Here is a 16,827-nt window from a genome sequence, read left to right as displayed (position 1 = left end):
AAACTTAAAAAGTATATTTAATTCCCAGTCCCGGCGCCACATCAAAGAATGGGCCGGTGGCCAGTTCAACGCGTGGGTTCAGGTCAAGGCTTATAGCTATCGGCGCCTCGGCTATTTTATACTCCAGCCCCAGCACAGCATCGGCACCTAACAATAGGTGGCTGTCGTTATAGATCTTGTCATCACCACCAAAACGTTTGTAAACACCGCTGCCTACGCTGCCCAGGTGTGCGCCAAAGCCATAGTAAAACTTTAGTCCGCTGGTGTTAAAAGCAGGTTGGTGTAACTCATACAAGCCCGAAAAAACTACGCCGTGGCTGCGCAGGCCTATTATACCTTCAAGGGCGGTACCTTCATTCATAAAATATTTGATGGAAGGGCCGTTCTCGTAGCCACCAAACTTAAGGCCTACGGCCGTCTTGTAATCCTGGGCTTGTAAGCGCCCGGCCATCAGTACAAAAGTGCATATCGCAAATGCGTAAAGGAGAATTTTTTTCATGTTGTTAAGATGCTGTTTATTGTAAAAAAGTTTCCATAAGTAACGGCATAAAGTGTTGTTTATGCTGTAAATGGGTTAATAAAATGTGTAATGATAAGTCATTCGGCTCAAAATCAGTGGTAAAAAAATGGCTTTTATGGCTATGGTTTTGGCTGATAAATCACTTATCTTGCCTAAAAACAGAACATTAATATGAACTATAGGCGCATTATATTTTACGTGTTGGCAGGTATAGTGGGAGCTTTAAATATGGCCGAGGCGCAGCAGCAGGTATATCCGCATGGTGTGGTGGTTTGCGCCTATCCGGATGCTTCAAAAATTGGTGTGGATGTGTTAAAAAGAGGCGGCAATGCGGTTGACGCTATGGTGGCCGTACAATTCGCGCTGGCCGTTACGCACCCGCAAGCGGGTAATATTGGCGGTGGTGGTTTTATGGTATACCGGCAGGCAGGTGGCGTGGCAAACACGCTCGATTTTAGGGAAAAAGCCCCGGCTGCTGCGTCAGAAAAGATGTACCAGGATGCTGCCGGGAATATTATCCCCGGCAAAAGTACTTATACCCACCAGGCATCGGGCGTGCCCGGAGCAGTAGATGGCATGTTTACCGCTCATCAAAAATATGGAAAACTCCAATGGGCCTCGCTGGTACAGCCCGCCGTTGAGCTTGCTCTTAAAGGATTTAAGGTCACCAAAAGACTGGCAAGCGACCTCAACCGTGCTTCGGGCGATTTTTCGGCACGAAACCCTGACAAAAGCTATCTGCTTAAAACTGGTGGCTGGGCAGAAGGGGATGTGCTGGTACAAACAGACTTGGGCCATACGCTGGAACGCATACGCGATAAGGGCCGTGAGGGCTTTTACAGCGGCCCTGTGGCCGGCTTAATTGTTACCGAGATGAAAAAGGGGAGTGGCCTGGTTACTGCTGCCGATTTAAAAAACTATCATTCCGTATGGCGTAAACCGCTTACCGGGAGTTATAAGCAATACAACATCATCACTATGCCGCCACCCTCAAGCGGAGGTGTGGCTTTATTACAATTGATGCACGCGGTGGAGAAATACCCCCTGCACCGTTGGGGATTTAATACTGATAGTACGGTGAGGCTAATGGTAGAGGCAGAGCGCAGGGTATACGCCGACCGGTCTAAATACCTGGGCGACCCTGATTTTTTTAAAGTTCCGGTAAACGGCTTGATCGAGCCGGCCTATATGAATGCCCGAATGAAAAATTTTAGCTGGGATGCCGCTACGCCAAGCGCGGCCATACAACCCGGCACCTTCCCGGGTTATGAAAGCGAGCAAACCACCCACTATTCTATTGTTGATGGCGATGGTAACGCGGTATCGGTAACCACTACACTTAACGATACCTTCGGTTCCAGGATATTTGTGGGCGGCGCGGGCTTTTTGCTCAACAACGAGATGGACGATTTTAGCGCAAAACCAGGTGTACCCAACATGTATGGCCTTATTGGCGGTAAAGCCAACAGCATACAGCCGGGTAAACGCATGCTATCCAGCATGACGCCAACAATCCTCGAAAAAGATGGAAAGCTGTTTATGGTAGTAGGCACCCCCGGAGGTTCAACCATTATCACGTCGGTTTTCCAGACGATACTTAACGTAATTGAATTTGATAAAAATATGCAGGAAGCTGTAGCCGCGAAACGTTTCCACCACCAGTGGCTGCCCGATGAGGTAGAAGCCGAAAAAGGCGCGTTTAACGAGGCGACGATATTATTGTTACAGCAAAAAGGATACAAAGTAGTTCCGCGTGGCGCCATTGGCAGGGTAGATGCTATATTGCTGACCCCGGCAGGCTACCAGGGCGGCGCCGACCCAAGGGGGGATGATACAACAAATGGCTATTAAGTAAAAATTCAAAATTTAAAAGTTAAAATAGGTGCAGCTTCCAATAGCTATATCAACCTTATAGCTTTTACTTTAAACTCATTGCTAAAGATATACCGTTAAAAATATTATGTTTGTGCTATATGCGGAGCTATGTAAAACAGCAGGAAACTATTGATTATTTTTTAAAGATAGTTTGGCAAACGGTTGCTAATCGTTACAACCAAATAGTTACCGAATTTGGCATTACACAGTCTATCGGTTACCTGCTCATAAATATTGATGAGGAGGGAACAACTGTTTCACAGGCGGCGGCGCTGCTTGGGCTCAAGTCAACCAGCTTATCGCGCATGCTTAATCAGCTGGAGCAATCGGGGCTCATCTACCGGGCATCAAACCAGGGCGACAAGCGCTCTGTAAAGATATACCTCACCGATCTTGGCAAGGAAAAGCGCCAGCTGGCCAAAAATGTGGTAAAGCAGTTTAACAACTACCTTAACGCCCACATCAGCGACGCTGACAAGCAGTATCTTACCGAAATGCTTAAAAAGATCAACCAGCTTACCCTCAATTACAAACCCTGACGGCACTATTTTATACCTGTATGTGTTAAAAAGTGTTAAGCTGCTGTTTTTGCCATATAAAACAATAAATTTGCGGTTGCGAAATTCATGAACAGGATACTGCTGATATTGTTATTGTTCGCCGTGGTATTTGCCGGGTGTAAAAAAGGCTACGATGCTGTAGCCCTGCAAAGGCAGCAGGCGGTGATTGATGATGGTATTATACAAAAGTATATTGATGATAATAACCTGCGTGGAAGCGTAAAGCAGGTAGACAGCGCCAACGTGGCAACCGGTATATATTACATTGTATTGCAACCGGGCAGCGGTAACGACTTGTTCACCAACTCTACCCGTGTAACGGTTGATTATACCGCCAAAATACTGACCACGGGTAAGTTGTTCGCGCAGAGCAATGATTTTCATCCGTCATTTACTTTAGGCGAAGTAATGCCGGCCTGGCGGCTGGCCATACCCGAAATAAAAAAGGGCGGAAAAATACGTATCCTCTCCCCATCACGTTATGCGTATGGGCCTTACGATCAGCCGGGCATTGGCCTGCCCAAGAACAGCGTGGTTGATTTTGAGATAGAACTTTTAGATATAACGAACTGATTTTAAATGAAACATAGATTTTTTACTTTTTTGCTCATCGCGTTTGCCGCTTTATCCGCCTGTAAAAAGAACGACCAAAACCAGCCCGATATAAAGCAATACGACGACCAGCAGATACAAAACTACATGACTGCCAACGGCCTTACCGGCTTCACTAAGGATACCACTACCCTAAGCGACGGTAACTCGGGCATCTATTATAAAATAATAGGACAGGGGAAAGGTGATACACTCAAGTATTCTGACCAGGTATCTATTGTATATACCATCCGCTCTATGGATGGTAAGTTTGTCATCGGTGATACCATTGCCAACAGGCGGTATGATTTTCTGGGCCATTTAACTAACCCGGCTGCTATAAGTGGTTTTGCATTGCCATCGGGGCTGCAACTGGCCATACACAATATTTTAAAATATAAAGGTAGCAACATGCGCGTGTTGATACCCTCACGGTTGGCATATGGTACCAGGGGTTATGGTTCAGGCAGTATCACCAACACTAATACCCGTATTGCAGGTAACCAAAGCCTGGATATTTATGTAAATGTGATAAAAGACCAAAATGCTTACGATGATATGGTGATCAGAAATTACCTGACTGCTAATAACGTAATAAGCGGTTACACTAAAGACCCATTAGGCTATTACTACAAGGTGATTACCCCGGGCACGGGAACAGTAGGCGAAATTGGTGATTACTCCAACGTAAGCCTGACCTATGCCGGTTCTTTTTTAAATGGTGTATATTTTGATAATACCAATTCTACTACTGCTATTACATATCAGGGTATTTTTGGGACGGTAACAGGTTTTAAAGACGCGTTGAAAAAACATGCCGCTACCGGTACATCACTTTCAGTATATATACCCTCAGCGTTGGGTTATGGTGTTAGCGGATACAATACTATACCTCCAAATTCTATTTTGCATTTTGAAATGCAGATTACACAGGTAACACAACCATGATTACTTACTCAGCGCCTCTTTAAACGCTTTTAAACAGCGTTCGCGGGCAAAGGAGTGGTCAACAATGGGTTTTGGATATTTGCTAAAATCGGCATATTCCGGAACCCATTTTTTGATGTATTGCAGTTTAGGGTCAAACTTTTTGGCCTGGCTGTCGGGGTTAAATATCCTGAAGTATGGCGCCGCGTCAGTACCGCTGCCAGCAGCCCATTGCCAGCCGCCAACATTGCTGGCCATCTCATAATCAAGCAGTTTGCGGGCAAAATAGCGCTCGCCCCAGCGCCAGTCTATCAGCAGGTCTTTACTTAGGAAGCTCGCGGTAACCATACGCACGCGGTTGTGCATAAAACCGGTAGCATTTAATTCGCGCATGCCGGCATCAACCAGCGGGAAGCCTGTTTTTCCCTCGCACCAGGCCTTAAACTGCTTTTCATCGTTGAGCCATTTAATGCGGTCATATTCGGGCCTGAAAGCATGATCCATCGTTTGCGGGAAATGATATAGGATCATGGAGTAAAACTCGCGCCATATCAGTTCATTCAGCCAGGTTTTATCATGCGCTTTATGGGCATCGGCAGCGCACTGTCTTATGCTTACGGTACCAAAACGCAAGTGCGGCCCAATATGCGAAGTGCCTTTTATTGCCGGTATGTCGCGTGTTTCGCCGTAGTCGGCTATAATATCTTTATATTTTTTATCCGGGAGTTGCAGGCTGCTCTTCTCAAAGCCCATCTCTTTAAGTGTCGGCAGCGTAGGCGCTTTAAAATGCAATAACTGCTTAAAGTATTTATGGGTTGGGTAAGCCTTTAAATAAAACGGTTTAAGTTTTTGCAGCCATTTGTTCTTGTAAGGGGTAAATACGGTGTAGGGCTTGCCATCGTCTTTTACCACTTCCTGCTTTTCAAATATCACCTGGTCCTTAAAGGTCTTTAATTCGGCGCCGGCTTTTTTCAGTAAGCTTTCAATATGGCTGTCGCGCTCTTTGGCGTAAGGCTCATAATCGTGGTTGGTATAAACGGTTTTTACCTCATAAGCTTCCAGGAGCTTTTGCCAGGCCTGTTTGGGTTTGTCATAACAAGCCAGCAGGCCGCTTTTATGCTCATGCAGCTGCTTGTTTATGTCTTCAAGCGCATTCATGATAAAGGTAAGCCGGGCATCATCCTTATCTTCCAGATCGTCGAGGATATCTCGGTCGAAAATAAAAAAGGGTAATACGGGGTGTTCGCCTTTCAGCGCGTGGTACAAGCCGGCATTATCATCCAGCCGCAGGTCGCGGCGAAACCAGAATACGTTTACAGGTGCTTTGTTATCCATAAATTTCTTTTAATGCAGAGCCGATATCCGCGTATTTGAACTGGTAACCTTCGTTCTCTATTTTTAATGCCGAAGCCCTCACGCTGCCCAAAACAAGTGAAGCCATTTCGCCGAATAGCAGTTTGATTAAAAATGCCGGTACTTTAGGTGTCAATAAAGGCCGCTTCAATTGGGCGGCTACCGAGCTTGTAAGCTGCAGGTTAGTAACCGGCATAGGCGAAACCATGTTAAATACGCCCGCAAGACTTTCATTTTCCAGCGCGAAGATATACATGCCGGTTACATCATGTGTATGTATCCACGGTACCCATTGTTTTCCGTTACCTAACGCCGAGCCAACACCAAGCTTAACAGGCATAGCCAACTTAGGCAGGGCTCCTCCTTTTTTATCAAGCACCACACCCGTGCGATACTTTACGATGCGCAGGCCAAACTCAGTACCCTGGTCAACAGCGTTCTCCCATTCTACACAGCAGTTACCAATAAAATCATTTGCAGGTGGTGTATCCTCGTTCAGGATAAGGTCGCCGCAATCGCCATAGTAATTAATGCCTGATGCGGATATTACCGTTTTAATCCGGTGTGGTTTGTTGCGCATGAGGTTGTAAACCAAGGCAATGGATTTGGTGCGACTATCAGTGATCTCTTTTTTACGTTTGTCCGTCCAGCGTTTATCGGCAATGCCAGCGCCTGCCAGGTGTATAATGGTATCAACACCGTCTATGCAGGCCGGGTCTATCTCTCCTTTATTAACATCCCATACAAATGTTTTTATACGGGTATTGTTCGGATTGGGTTTACGGCTAAGGTGGCTAACGCTATACCCTTTGTTTAAAAGTTCATGGGTTAGTTGTTTGCCTAAAAGGCCCGAGCCTCCGGTAATGAGTATGTTTTTTGCGCTCATTTTTTTGAAATATGCTTATCCATTATATAACAACCGTATGGTTACGCCCTTGATAATAAAAATGTTTGTATAATGTTTTAACCATTGCGCACAATAGTTCTCTTAAAATTTAAAAAATAATACTTGCATAACATTTATTTTACAAACAAAAATATAAAAAGTCCGGTTCTCTGATTATTAAGAAGTTACGAGGAGGATATTTTATGATGCTTTCAACAACATTTCAGGTTTTTTTAATTGTACTTGGCGCATTAATCATGTTTTCAACAATCGCATTTGCCGTTTATTGCAGGCAGCGCGCAAAAGCATTCATGGGCACGGGCCGAATTACTGACATAGAATCATGGGCCATGCGCTCCAACATCAGCCTGGTTTTTTGCGCTGTTTTAACAACCATTTTACTGCTCACTTATGCTGCCGCATAGGGATTAATTTCCCCCCGAAAGGCAAATAAGTACACAATTAAAAGCAGGTTAAACAACCTGCTTTTTTTTATGACCTTAAATTTTCACCAAAATCAACAAATGTGATAAAAAAGCAACATGGCAACTGTTTTGCACGTAAAAAGCCATATTGTTATAAAATATATGTTAACCCAAAGTTTTCAATACCTTCTCATCAGCATTGCTTTTATAATTCTTTCTTTTCTTATCATGTATGGCTATTATTGCCGCCGCAGGTATAATTCTTTTTACGGTACAGGGCGTATTGCCGATATGGAAATATGGCGGGCAAAATCAAATGTTGCCTGGCTATTCACCTTTTGCCTGGCCATGGCGCTACTATTCCACCTGATCTAACTCCTGTACATGCGGTTTATACGTGTCTGTTTTTACACGGGCTTTTAATTCATGCAGGATATTGTACAGACCAAAATTAGTACGGTTAATATATATAAAGTGTTTTACGCCGCGGGCCTGCTTAAACTCAGGCATCTTGGCCACCTTTTCGCCAAAGCCAAACAAGTCGTCAAAAAAGGCCTTATCGCTAAAATCAAATACATCTGTAATATAAGGCTTGGCAAACAGGCTGATCATTTGTTTGTATAATTCGTGGTAAAAATTAACCTGCTGCGGCGTATCTGATGGTAATATCATTTCCAGCTTGCGAAAAGCCTTAATGGTTTCTTCCTTATCCTCAAAAAGGTTGGTAGAGGTAAGTGAGAAAAACGGGTAATAAAAATCGTCAGGCATTACTTTAATACAACCAAAGTCGATAACGCCCAGTTTACCATCAGGCGTGATCAGGAAATTACCGGGGTGTGGGTCGGCATGCACGGCACGCAATTCATGTTGCTGGTAATTATAAAAATCCCATAACGCCTGGCCTATACGGTCGCGCAGTTCCTGCGACGGGTTGGTGGCTAAAAACTCTTTAAGGTGAATACCTTCCAGCCAATCCATGGTGATGATGCGCTTGCTGGACAGGTCAGGGTAGTAGTCCGGAAACACCACATTATCCAGCACTTTACACGCTATGGAAAATTCTATAGAGCGCCGTACTTCCAGTTCGTAGTCTGTTTCTTCCAGCAGGCGTTCTTCCACCTCCTTCATGTATACATCCAGTTCCTTTTCGCTCATGCCCAGCATCCGGAAGGCAAAAGGCTTTATCAGTTTCAGGTCTGATGAAATGGAATCGCCCACGCCTGGGTATTGGATCTTAACCGCCAGTTTTTTGCCGTTTAATTCGGCCTGGTGTACCTGGCCAATAGAAGCGGCATTGGTTGAGCGGATATTGAACTTATCATAGATCTGCTCGGGCGTTTTACCGAAATACTTTTTAAAGGTTTGTACAATAAGCGGCCCGGAGAGTGGAGGCGCATTGTACTGCGATTGGCTAAACTTATCCACATAAGCCTGTGGCAGCAGGTTCTTATCCATACTAAGCATTTGCGCAACTTTTAACGCGCTGCCCTTTAGTTCGCTTAATGATTGGTATATGTCAGTCGCGTTATCCTCGTTTAGTTCGCTGCGGTCCAGGTCGGGGTTAAAAAGCTTTTTAGAATAGTGCTTTATGTAATTACCGCCTATTTTAAGTCCTGTAGTTACAAACTTGGCACTACGCTCCACCTTACTGGTGGGTATACTATTTTGTTCTTTTGGTTTATTGTCGCTCATTTTATAGTATCTTCAAATAAAGTATTTAGCCGGCTTATGTCCAGTTCGGTGTAATTGTTAAACACTATGTTGGCCAATCCTGCTATTTCGGCGGCGCTATGGCTGGTGGTTATACCGGCAACCTTCATGCCCGCGTTTTTACCGGCATTTAACCCTGCTATCGAGTCTTCAAAAACAAGGCATTTGGCGGGTTCTGCGTTAAGCAGGCTTGCTGCTTTCAGAAAAATTTGCGGTGAGGGTTTAGGCTCTGTTACCATATTGCCGGTAACAAGGGTATCGAAGTATTTACCTATAGCTACCGAGTTAAAAATAAAATCAATATCCTCTTTACCGGATGATGTTGCAAGAGCTATTTTAATACCTGCAGCTTTTAAACCGGCTAAAAAGTTTTCTAAACCTTCTATAGGCTTTACATGAGGCCCATAACCCTTACGGTATAACGCTTGTTTCTCTTCGGCAAGCTGTTGGCTAAACTGCTCATCGGCGTTTTTACCAAAAAACTGCCTAACCGTGTTGATAATAGGAACCCCACTTATCTGGTTAAGGTAGGTTTGTTTAGTAAGATGCGGCAGCTGATGTTTTTTGAATAACTCCTGCCAGGCTTTATAATGATAGGAGGTATTATCAATGATAGTACCATCCATATCAAAAATGGCTGTAAATGCGGCGGGCGTGTTGTTGTTCAATCAAATTTTACTAAAAACCCATTTTCTCTTTTATACCACCATTCTTGGCCAGAAACTTACCGTATTCAAACAGGTTATCTATAGGCGAGCGCTGGAACAGATCGAAGGTTACGTTTACGCCTTTTTCAATAGCTTCGTCGGTTTTCTCAAAACCGGCCGAATCATCATGGATCCAGAAGTTAAGTACAAAGCCAAACTGTACCCAAAGGGCATCCTTGTAACGCTTGCTGAAAAATTTACGGTCGCTTAATTCGGCGCTTTCAAGTCCCTCATTTAAAATACCGGTGGCAAACTCTTCGAAAATGTCTTTAGCCGGTTCAAGCACCTTGGGTGTGCCAATGGTTTTATGTTTTTTTATGCTGTATACAGCAAAGCTGCGGCTACCTTTTAACAGCTCGAAAAAACTGTAAAAAAATGATAATGCTTTTTCACGCGAGCTGTATTGTGGCCATATTTCCTGCGAACGGATCTCGCTGATGGTTTTTTGCATCAGGCTGGTCCATATACTTTGCTCAATAGCGTCAAAAGAGCCAAAGAAGCGGTAAAACTCTTCTTCCGCCATTTTGTTCTTTTTGGCAAAAACGTAAACAGACTGGGGTTGCTTCCCCTCTGTCAGCACATAATCGATATAGGCTTTTTGTATGCTTTCGGTAGTGGCCATAAATGTTTTTATTTGTAGTAAAGGTAGTGATAAAAGCTACTCTGTTATATTAACGATGCAGGGCTTGCTTTAGTTTTTACAATAGAATAACACTTGGTTGACAGGCTGTTGTCTGTCCGTCCCAGAAATTGGGCGGCAATGATATTATGAACTGCGCCGGGTGATTCATTGCCGCTAGCTTCAGCCGACGGTAGTAGTGTGGCATTTACTATGAAAGCAATTGCAGTAGGCTTTGCATGTTATCCGTCTCATAAATGGGGACGGCAATGATATTATGAACTGCGCCGGGTGATTCATTGCCGTCGGCTTCAGCCGACGGTAGTAGAATAGCATTTATATTATTCTAATTGGTGCCTATCCGTCCCCATGAACGGGACGGCAATGATGTTATTAAATGCGCCGGGTGATTCATTGCCGTCGGCTTCAGCCGACGGATGAATAGATGAAGAATTATATTAATGGAATACAAAGGAAACAAACAACATCTTCCGTCTAAAAATTGCCTGGTATGCAATAAACCTTTCTCATGGCGAAAAAAGTGGGAGAAGTGTTGGGACGATGTCAAATATTGCAGCGACAAGTGCAGAAGAAGTAAAAATTTAGCATCTTTGAAATCAATCTAAATAAGATTGATTTGTTCATATGAGTGATAAAACTATACTGGTTTGGTTTAGAAATGACCTGCGCATCCATGATAATGAAATATTATCTGAAGCGGTGCGCCGGGCTGATAAAGTATTACCTGTATACGTTTTTGACCCCTTCTATTTTAAAGCAAACAGCGCCGGTGCTACTAAAACCGGCAGTTTCCGTACCCGTTTCCTTATAGAGTCTGTCGCCGATTTGCGTGCCAGCTTACGCCAAATAGGTGCCGACTTGCTCATCCGCACCGGTGACCCTGCCGAGGTGCTGGTACAGCTGGCTGAGGAATACCAGGTGAGTGAAGTATACCACCACCGCGAAGTGGCGCCGGATGAAACCACCATCTCTGAAAAGGTAGAGGAGGCCCTTTGGAAGAAGCAGCTTAACCTCAAACACTTTATAGGGCATACCATGTACCATAAAGAAGACCTGCCTTTCCCTATAAAAGATATACCCGATAGTTTTATCACATTTAAAAAGAAGGTGGAACGTGACAGTACCGTACGCCCGGTGGTGACAACTCCGGAACAGGTGATCATCCCGGAAATTAATGACGCGGGCGAATTACCAACCCTGCATGACCTTGGCGTACCCGAACCGGTGGACGATCCCCGTGCCGGTGAAAAGATAAACGGTGGAGAAACTGAAGCGCTAAAGCGCATGCAGCAATACCTGTCTAACGCTGATGTGCGTAACCAGCCCAATTCATCGGGGCTGGGGCCATGGTTGGCCGTTGGCTGCATATCGCCAAGGCAGGTATATTGGGAGGTACTTAACTACCAGAAAGAACATCACCTGCAAAACGCCGACCCGCTGATGCTGGAACTGCTGTGGCGAGATTATTTCCGGTTCATGTTTAAAAAGCACGGGCAAAAATTTTTCCGGTCAGAGGGGTTTGGCAGTGCGCCGGATATAGCGGATAACCAGGATGAACTTTTTGAGCGCTGGAAGAACGGCCAAACCGGCGAACCGTATATTGATGCCGCCATGCACCAGTTAAATGCTACTGGTTATATCAGTAATTATGCACGCCAGGCAGTTGCCGCTTACCTTATTAAAGATTTACAGGTAGACTGGACCAAAGGCGCTCTTTATTTTGAAGAAAAGCTGATTGATTATTCTCCGGCAAGTAACTGGGGCAACTGGGCGTTTTTGGCCGGTGTAGGTAATGATACCAAAAGCAACCGTTTCTTTAACGCGGCTAAGCCATCCCAGTCTGATAACGCCTACATTAACACCTGGCTCCCGGCCATTGGCAACACCCTGCCTATTGCCTGATAGGCGGTTTATGAAACATAAGGTTTAAACCTTAAAAGAAATCTTTTATCAAACCTTAGTTATGACTAAAAAGTTATAACAGATATTTTCGGCATATTGTACTATTATGCTTAGTTTTGCACCGTTTACCACATAGCAATCTTATGGATCGCCTAAATTATATAAACAGCGGAAACGCTGCCTACATCAATTCATTATACGAAGCTTATCAACAAGACCCCGAATCAGTAGACTATGGCTGGCAGAAATTCTTCGAAGGATTTCAGTTTGGCCAGGATAATGCCCCTGCTGCAGGTGTTTCTTCTCCGGAAACATCAGGCCATCTTTTTAAAGAAATCAACGTAATGAATATGATAAATGGTTATCGCTCACGCGGCCATTTATTCACCAAAACCAATCCTGTACGCGAACGCCGCAAATACTTTCCTGGTAAAGAGCTTGAAACCTTTGGTTTAAGCGACGCCGACCTGGATACCGTATTTAATGCCGGTGTTGAAGTGGGCCTGGGCCCCGCCAAACTGCGCGATATACGCGACTTGCTTGAACAAACCTATTGCCAGTCTATTGGCGCCGAATATACTTACATCCGCAACCCTATTAAATTAAAGTGGTTTGAGGACCGGATGGAGAAAAAACGTAATACGCCGTCATTTACCGCCGAGCAGAAAAAGCAAATGCTGTCAAAACTGAATGAGGCAGTGGTATTTGAAAACTTCCTGGGTACTAAATTTTTGGGCCAGAAACGTTTTTCGTTAGAAGGTGCCGAAGCATTGATACCAGCACTGGATTCTGTTGTAAAGAAAGGATCGGAACTGGGTATCGAGGAGTTTATCATCGGTATGGCTCACCGCGGCCGGTTAAACGTGCTTACCAACATTATGGAGAAGACCTATAAAGAGGTGTTCTCTGAGTTTGAAGGTAAAAATTACGATTCATCACAACCATTTGGTGGCGACGTGAAATATCACCTCGGTTACTCTACCGATGTGGAAACAGCCGAAGGCAAAAAGGTTCACTTAAGCCTTTGCCCCAACCCATCTCACCTGGAGGCGGTTGACCCGGTTGTGGAAGGTATAACCCGCTCTAAGATAGATTTTAAATACAACGGCGACCATTCTAAAATAGCGCCGATATTGATACATGGTGATGCCTCAGTTGCCGGCCAGGGCATTGTTTACGAGGTATTGCAAATGGAAAAACTGGATGGTTACAGCACCGGCGGTACCATTCACCTGGTGATTAATAACCAGATAGGTTTCACCACCAACTATAAAGACGCCCGCTCAAGTACTTATTGTACAGATGTGGCCAAAACGGTGTTATCACCGGTTTTCCATGTGAATGGTGATGATGTGGAAGCATTGGCCTATGTAGTAAACCTGGCTATGGAATACCGCCAGGTATTTAACGAAGATGTTTTTATTGACATACTTTGCTACCGCCGCTATGGCCATAACGAAGCTGATGAACCTAAGTTTACCCAGCCCGTATTATACAAAGCTATTGAGGCCCACCCCAATCCATTGCAGATATACAGCAAAAAGCTGATAACTGAAAAAACGGTTGATGAGGCGTATGTGAAAAAGCTGGAAAAAGATTTCCGTGCCGAGTTGCAAAAAATGCTGGATGAAGCGAAAGCTTCTGACAGGTTTACTGATACCATCCCGATGTTTGAAGGTGCCTGGAAGGGCCTGCATTTGGCCAACCACAGCGAGTTCATTAGCACTCCGGATACTTCGGTAAGCGAAGAGGTGATCAGCGAAATTGGTAACGCCCTCACCGATCTGCCTAAAGACAAGGCTTTCTTCAAAAAGATTGAAAAGTTATTTGAAGACCGCAAGGCAATGGTTAACTCTACCAAAATATTTGACTGGGCAATGGGTGAGCAACTGGCTTACGGTACCCTGTTGAAAGAAGGTTTCCCGGTGAGGCTGAGTGGTGAGGACGTTAAACGCGGTACCTTCTCACACCGCCACGCGGTATTAACCCTGGTTGATTCTGAAGACGAGTATACACCATTAGAGACCATTAACACCCAGGCTAAACTGAGTATTTTTAACTCCTTACTGTCTGAGTATGGTGTGCTGGGTTTTGAATATGGCTACGCTTTGGCTAACCCTAACGCGTTAACCATTTGGGAAGCACAGTTTGGCGACTTCTTTAACGGCGCCCAGATCATTGTTGACCAGTACATAGCCAGCGCCGAAACAAAATGGCAGCGTGGTAATGGTTTGGTAATGTTATTGCCGCACGGTTATGAAGGGCAGGGCCCCGAGCACTCATCGGCACGTGTAGAGCGCTTTCTGGAACTTTGCGCTGATGATAACATACAGGTAGCTAACTGTACAACTCCTGCCAACTTCTTCCATATTTTAAGAAGGCAAATGCACCGCAGCTTCCGTAAGCCGCTCATCATATTTACACCAAAGAGCTTACTGCGCAGCCCTAATTGCGTATCGCCTTTAAGCGAGTTTACCAACGGTAAGTTTCATGAGTTGATTGATGATACTTTTGTTGATGTTAAAAAAGTAAAACGCGTACTGCTTTGCACCGGTAAAGTATATTACGATCTGTTGGAGAAACAACAGGCAGATAAGCGCAAGGATGTAGCTATTGTACGTGTTGAGCAATTGTACCCTACACCAGTACAGCAGATACTAAAAGTTAAAGCTAAGTACGAAAACGCCACTGAGTTTTTCTGGGTACAGGAAGAGCCGGAAAACATGGGAGCATGGCCATACATTTGCCGCAAGTTCCATGATGATAAGTACCTTAACCTGCGTGTGATTTCACGTTTGGAAGGCAGCAGTACGGCTACCGGTTTTGCCAAACAACATGCGGCACAACAAGCGCATATTGTTTCAAAAGCGTTTGAAGCGCCTGCCGGCAAAAAGGTTAAAGAGAAAATCGAGAAAACGACTGAAAAAATGGCCAACGCCGGAGCGGATTGATTGTTAAGTTGTAAGGTTGCAATGTTGTAAGGTTAAAATGTTAACTTTCCGATAGGTCAACTTTCCAACTTTAAAACATTCCAACTTTCCAACGAAAATAAAAAAACTACAACTACTATCAATAAAAATATGAGTTTAGAAATAAAAGTTCCGCCGGTAGGCGAATCCATTACCGAGGTTACCCTGGCATCCTGGAAAAAAAAGGATGGCGACCATGTAGAAATGGACGAGGTAATTGCCGAACTGGAATCAGACAAAGCAACATTTGAACTTACCGCCGAAAAAGCGGGAACTTTAAAAACAGCGGCTGCCGAAGGCGATACTTTAGCCATTGGTGCTGTTGTGGCTACCATTGAGGAAGGTGGCGCTGCCGCCGCTGCACCGGCCGCCGAAAGCGCCCCTGCTACCACTGCCGATGGTGACAAACCTGCCACGGCTAATAGCCCTGAGAACCCGGCCAATGCCTACGCGCCTGCACCGCAGGCTGGCGGCGAAGCTATAGAAATAAAAGTGCCACCGGTTGGCGAATCTATCACCGAGGTTACCCTATCACGCTGGATCAAAAAAGATGGCGAAGCCGTAGAAATGGATGAAGCCATTGCCGAACTGGAATCAGACAAAGCGACCTTTGAACTTACCGCCGAAAAAGCCGGTACGTTAAAAACTTTGGCTAACGAAGGTGATACGCTGGCTATTGGCGCGGTGGTTTGCAAAATAGAAGGCGCGGGCGCAACTGCCCCTGCTGCAACTTCGCCAGCACAGGTTACACCGGCTGTTGCCGATAAAGTGAATGAGTCGCCACAGGCTGCCCCTTCAAAAGGTACCACTTACGCGTCGGGCACGCCGTCACCGGCCGCTGCAAAAATACTGGCCGAGAAAGGAGTTGATCCTGCATCTGTAAACGGTTCAGGCGTTGACGGCCGTATCACTAAGGGTGATGCACTTGGCGCGCAAAACAAACCGGCCGCTGCTGCAACTCCGGCTGCTAAACCACCCGCTGCTCCTGCTGCCGCTCCTCAGGCACAAGGCCCGCGTAGCGATCGCCGTGAGAAAATGTCTTCACTGCGCAAAACTGTTGCTAAACGCTTAGTTGCCGTTAAAAACGAAACAGCCATGCTAACCACCTTCAACGAGGTGGATATGTCGCCAATTATGGAACTGCGCGGCAAATACAAAGATAAATTCAAAGAAAAACACGGCGTAGGCTTAGGCTTCATGTCGTTCTTTACCAAAGCGGTTACTGAGGCACTGAAAGAATGGCCTGCAGTGAATGCCCGCATTGAAGGTGAAGAAATTGTTTACAGTAATTTCGCGGATATTTCTATAGCGGTATCGGCACCAAAAGGTTTGGTGGTTCCGGTGATCCGTAATGCTGATGCCATGAGCCTGGCCGAAATTGAGAAAGCCATAGTTGTTTTAGCAGGTAAAGCCCGCGAGAACAAACTCACCATTGATGAAATGACCGGTGGTACCTTCACCATCACCAACGGTGGTGTGTTCGGTTCCATGATGTCGACTCCGATCATCAACGCGCCGCAATCAGCTATCCTGGGCATGCACAACATTGTCGAGCGTCCGGTAGCCGTTAACGGACAAGTGGTTATCCGCCCGATGATGTACCTGGCCTTATCTTATGACCACCGCATCATTGACGGCCGCGAATCGGTAAGCTTCCTGGTACGTGTTAAACAACTGCTGGAAGACCCTGCAAGATTATTATTAGGCGTTTAAGCCTTTTGAGATATAAAACAAGAAAAGCCAGGCATTTGCCTGGCTTTTC

General features: G+C 45.2%; 16 protein-coding genes. 10 read left to right on the top strand and 6 right to left on the bottom strand.

The window, feature by feature from the left end; translation table 11 throughout:
• Positions 1 to 4: 4 nt before the first annotated feature.
• Positions 5 to 499, bottom strand: a complete 495-nt coding sequence (locus tag CKK33_RS18000) for a hypothetical protein (protein WP_095705444.1) — start codon at positions 497 to 499, stop codon at positions 5 to 7.
• A 192-nt stretch (positions 500 to 691) separates the two neighbouring features.
• Between CKK33_RS18000 and ggt the strand changes: the two genes are divergently transcribed.
• The 4 genes from ggt (at position 692) to CKK33_RS17980 (ending at position 4,494) form a co-directional block, all read left to right on the top strand.
• Positions 692 to 2,371 (top strand): gamma-glutamyltransferase, encoded by a 1,680-nt coding sequence (gene ggt, locus CKK33_RS17995; RefSeq protein WP_095705443.1) that lies wholly within the window; start codon positions 692 to 694, stop codon positions 2,369 to 2,371.
• A gap of 122 nt (positions 2,372 to 2,493) precedes the next feature.
• The gene (locus CKK33_RS17990) at positions 2,494 to 2,934 is read left to right on the top strand and encodes a MarR family winged helix-turn-helix transcriptional regulator (protein WP_095705442.1); all 441 of its coding nucleotides are present in this window, start codon (positions 2,494 to 2,496) and stop codon (positions 2,932 to 2,934) included.
• Between the two features lie 87 nt (positions 2,935 to 3,021).
• Complete coding sequence (locus CKK33_RS17985) at positions 3,022 to 3,528, top strand: FKBP-type peptidyl-prolyl cis-trans isomerase (protein ID WP_095705441.1); 507 nt, start codon at positions 3,022 to 3,024, stop codon at positions 3,526 to 3,528.
• Between the two features lie 6 nt (positions 3,529 to 3,534).
• Positions 3,535 to 4,494, top strand: a complete 960-nt coding sequence (locus CKK33_RS17980) for an FKBP-type peptidyl-prolyl cis-trans isomerase (protein ID WP_095705440.1) — start codon at positions 3,535 to 3,537, stop codon at positions 4,492 to 4,494.
• Here the strand turns inward: CKK33_RS17980 and CKK33_RS17975 are convergent, their stop codons facing one another.
• Both CKK33_RS17975 and CKK33_RS17970 read right to left on the bottom strand, forming a co-directional pair.
• The gene (locus tag CKK33_RS17975; protein ID WP_095705439.1) at positions 4,495 to 5,808 is read right to left on the bottom strand and encodes a deoxyribodipyrimidine photo-lyase; all 1,314 of its coding nucleotides are present in this window, start codon (positions 5,806 to 5,808) and stop codon (positions 4,495 to 4,497) included.
• Positions 5,801 to 6,712, bottom strand: a complete 912-nt coding sequence (locus CKK33_RS17970; protein WP_095705438.1) for a TIGR01777 family oxidoreductase — start codon at positions 6,710 to 6,712, stop codon at positions 5,801 to 5,803. The genes CKK33_RS17975 and CKK33_RS17970 overlap by 8 nt, the downstream gene beginning before the upstream one ends.
• A gap of 257 nt (positions 6,713 to 6,969) precedes the next feature.
• On the opposite strand from CKK33_RS17970, the gene CKK33_RS19555 reads away from it, so the two are divergent.
• Positions 6,970 to 7,137 carry a hypothetical protein gene (locus CKK33_RS19555; RefSeq protein ID WP_158223473.1) on the top strand — a complete coding sequence of 56 codons (168 nt, stop codon included), beginning with the start codon at positions 6,970 to 6,972 and terminating at the stop codon, positions 7,135 to 7,137.
• Between the two features lie 162 nt (positions 7,138 to 7,299).
• A complete protein-coding gene (locus CKK33_RS17960) occupies positions 7,300 to 7,512 on the top strand; it encodes a hypothetical protein (protein ID WP_233138257.1) in 213 nt (70 codons plus the stop codon).
• Here the strand turns inward: CKK33_RS17960 and CKK33_RS17955 are convergent.
• From CKK33_RS17955 to CKK33_RS17945, 3 genes are read right to left on the bottom strand one after another with little or no spacing between them, the layout of a single operon-like run.
• Positions 7,495 to 8,829: an AarF/ABC1/UbiB kinase family protein gene (locus tag CKK33_RS17955; RefSeq protein ID WP_095705435.1), complete on the bottom strand. Its 1,335-nt coding sequence runs from the start codon at positions 8,827 to 8,829 to the stop codon at positions 7,495 to 7,497. The genes CKK33_RS17960 and CKK33_RS17955 overlap by 18 nt on opposite strands.
• Positions 8,826 to 9,515: an HAD family phosphatase gene (locus CKK33_RS17950; protein ID WP_095705434.1), complete on the bottom strand. Its 690-nt coding sequence runs from the start codon at positions 9,513 to 9,515 to the stop codon at positions 8,826 to 8,828. The genes CKK33_RS17955 and CKK33_RS17950 overlap by 4 nt, the downstream gene beginning before the upstream one ends.
• Before the next feature lie 10 nt (positions 9,516 to 9,525).
• On the bottom strand, positions 9,526 to 10,176 hold the full coding sequence (locus CKK33_RS17945; RefSeq protein WP_095705433.1) for a TetR family transcriptional regulator C-terminal domain-containing protein: 651 nt from the start codon (positions 10,174 to 10,176) through the stop codon (positions 9,526 to 9,528).
• A 458-nt stretch (positions 10,177 to 10,634) separates the two neighbouring features.
• Here CKK33_RS17945 and CKK33_RS19840 point away from each other — a divergent pair, with 458 nt between their 5' ends.
• The 4 genes from CKK33_RS19840 (at position 10,635) to odhB (ending at position 16,778) form a co-directional block, all read left to right on the top strand.
• Entirely contained in the window at positions 10,635 to 10,799 is a 165-nt protein-coding gene (locus CKK33_RS19840) for a DUF2256 domain-containing protein (protein ID WP_095705432.1), read from the top strand.
• Between the two features lie 19 nt (positions 10,800 to 10,818).
• Positions 10,819 to 12,096, top strand: coding sequence for a DASH family cryptochrome (locus CKK33_RS17935; RefSeq protein ID WP_095705431.1), 1,278 nt, complete (start codon positions 10,819 to 10,821; stop codon positions 12,094 to 12,096).
• 143 nt (positions 12,097 to 12,239) lie between these two features.
• Positions 12,240 to 15,047 carry a 2-oxoglutarate dehydrogenase E1 component gene (locus tag CKK33_RS17930; protein ID WP_095705430.1) on the top strand — a complete coding sequence of 936 codons (2,808 nt, stop codon included), beginning with the start codon at positions 12,240 to 12,242 and terminating at the stop codon, positions 15,045 to 15,047.
• 129 nt (positions 15,048 to 15,176) lie between these two features.
• The gene (gene odhB / locus CKK33_RS17925) at positions 15,177 to 16,778 is read left to right on the top strand and encodes a 2-oxoglutarate dehydrogenase complex dihydrolipoyllysine-residue succinyltransferase (protein WP_095705429.1); all 1,602 of its coding nucleotides are present in this window, start codon (positions 15,177 to 15,179) and stop codon (positions 16,776 to 16,778) included.
• Positions 16,779 to 16,827: the final 49 nt, after the last annotated feature.

The organism is Mucilaginibacter sp. MD40 (assembly GCF_002288635.1).
GTDB lineage: Bacteria > Bacteroidota > Bacteroidia > Sphingobacteriales > Sphingobacteriaceae > Mucilaginibacter.
The sequence above is the reverse complement of the archived record's forward strand: the minus strand, read 5'-3'. Positions and strand labels throughout refer to the sequence as shown.

What these genes read in the sequence shown, in the direction of transcription:
- CKK33_RS18000 (WP_095705444.1), bottom strand. Translation starts at nt 499, where the DNA reads ATGAAAAAAATTCTCCTTTACGCATTTGCGATATGCACTTTTGTACTG.
- ggt (WP_095705443.1), top strand. Translation starts at nt 692, where the DNA reads ATGAACTATAGGCGCATTATATTTTACGTGTTGGCAGGTATAGTGGGA.
- CKK33_RS17990 (WP_095705442.1), top strand. Translation starts at nt 2,494, where the DNA reads ATGCGGAGCTATGTAAAACAGCAGGAAACTATTGATTATTTTTTAAAG.
- CKK33_RS17985 (WP_095705441.1), top strand. Translation starts at nt 3,022, where the DNA reads ATGAACAGGATACTGCTGATATTGTTATTGTTCGCCGTGGTATTTGCC.
- CKK33_RS17980 (WP_095705440.1), top strand. Translation starts at nt 3,535, where the DNA reads ATGAAACATAGATTTTTTACTTTTTTGCTCATCGCGTTTGCCGCTTTA.
- CKK33_RS17975 (WP_095705439.1), bottom strand. Translation starts at nt 5,808, where the DNA reads ATGGATAACAAAGCACCTGTAAACGTATTCTGGTTTCGCCGCGACCTG.
- CKK33_RS17970 (WP_095705438.1), bottom strand. Translation starts at nt 6,712, where the DNA reads ATGAGCGCAAAAAACATACTCATTACCGGAGGCTCGGGCCTTTTAGGC.
- CKK33_RS19555 (WP_158223473.1), top strand. Translation starts at nt 6,970, where the DNA reads ATGTTTTCAACAATCGCATTTGCCGTTTATTGCAGGCAGCGCGCAAAA.
- CKK33_RS17960 (WP_233138257.1), top strand. Translation starts at nt 7,300, where the DNA reads ATGTTAACCCAAAGTTTTCAATACCTTCTCATCAGCATTGCTTTTATA.
- CKK33_RS17955 (WP_095705435.1), bottom strand. Translation starts at nt 8,829, where the DNA reads ATGAGCGACAATAAACCAAAAGAACAAAATAGTATACCCACCAGTAAG.
- CKK33_RS17945 (WP_095705433.1), bottom strand. Translation starts at nt 10,176, where the DNA reads ATGGCCACTACCGAAAGCATACAAAAAGCCTATATCGATTATGTGCTG.
- CKK33_RS19840 (WP_095705432.1), top strand. Translation starts at nt 10,635, where the DNA reads ATGGAATACAAAGGAAACAAACAACATCTTCCGTCTAAAAATTGCCTG.
- CKK33_RS17935 (WP_095705431.1), top strand. Translation starts at nt 10,819, where the DNA reads ATGAGTGATAAAACTATACTGGTTTGGTTTAGAAATGACCTGCGCATC.
- CKK33_RS17930 (WP_095705430.1), top strand. Translation starts at nt 12,240, where the DNA reads ATGGATCGCCTAAATTATATAAACAGCGGAAACGCTGCCTACATCAAT.
- odhB (WP_095705429.1), top strand. Translation starts at nt 15,177, where the DNA reads ATGAGTTTAGAAATAAAAGTTCCGCCGGTAGGCGAATCCATTACCGAG.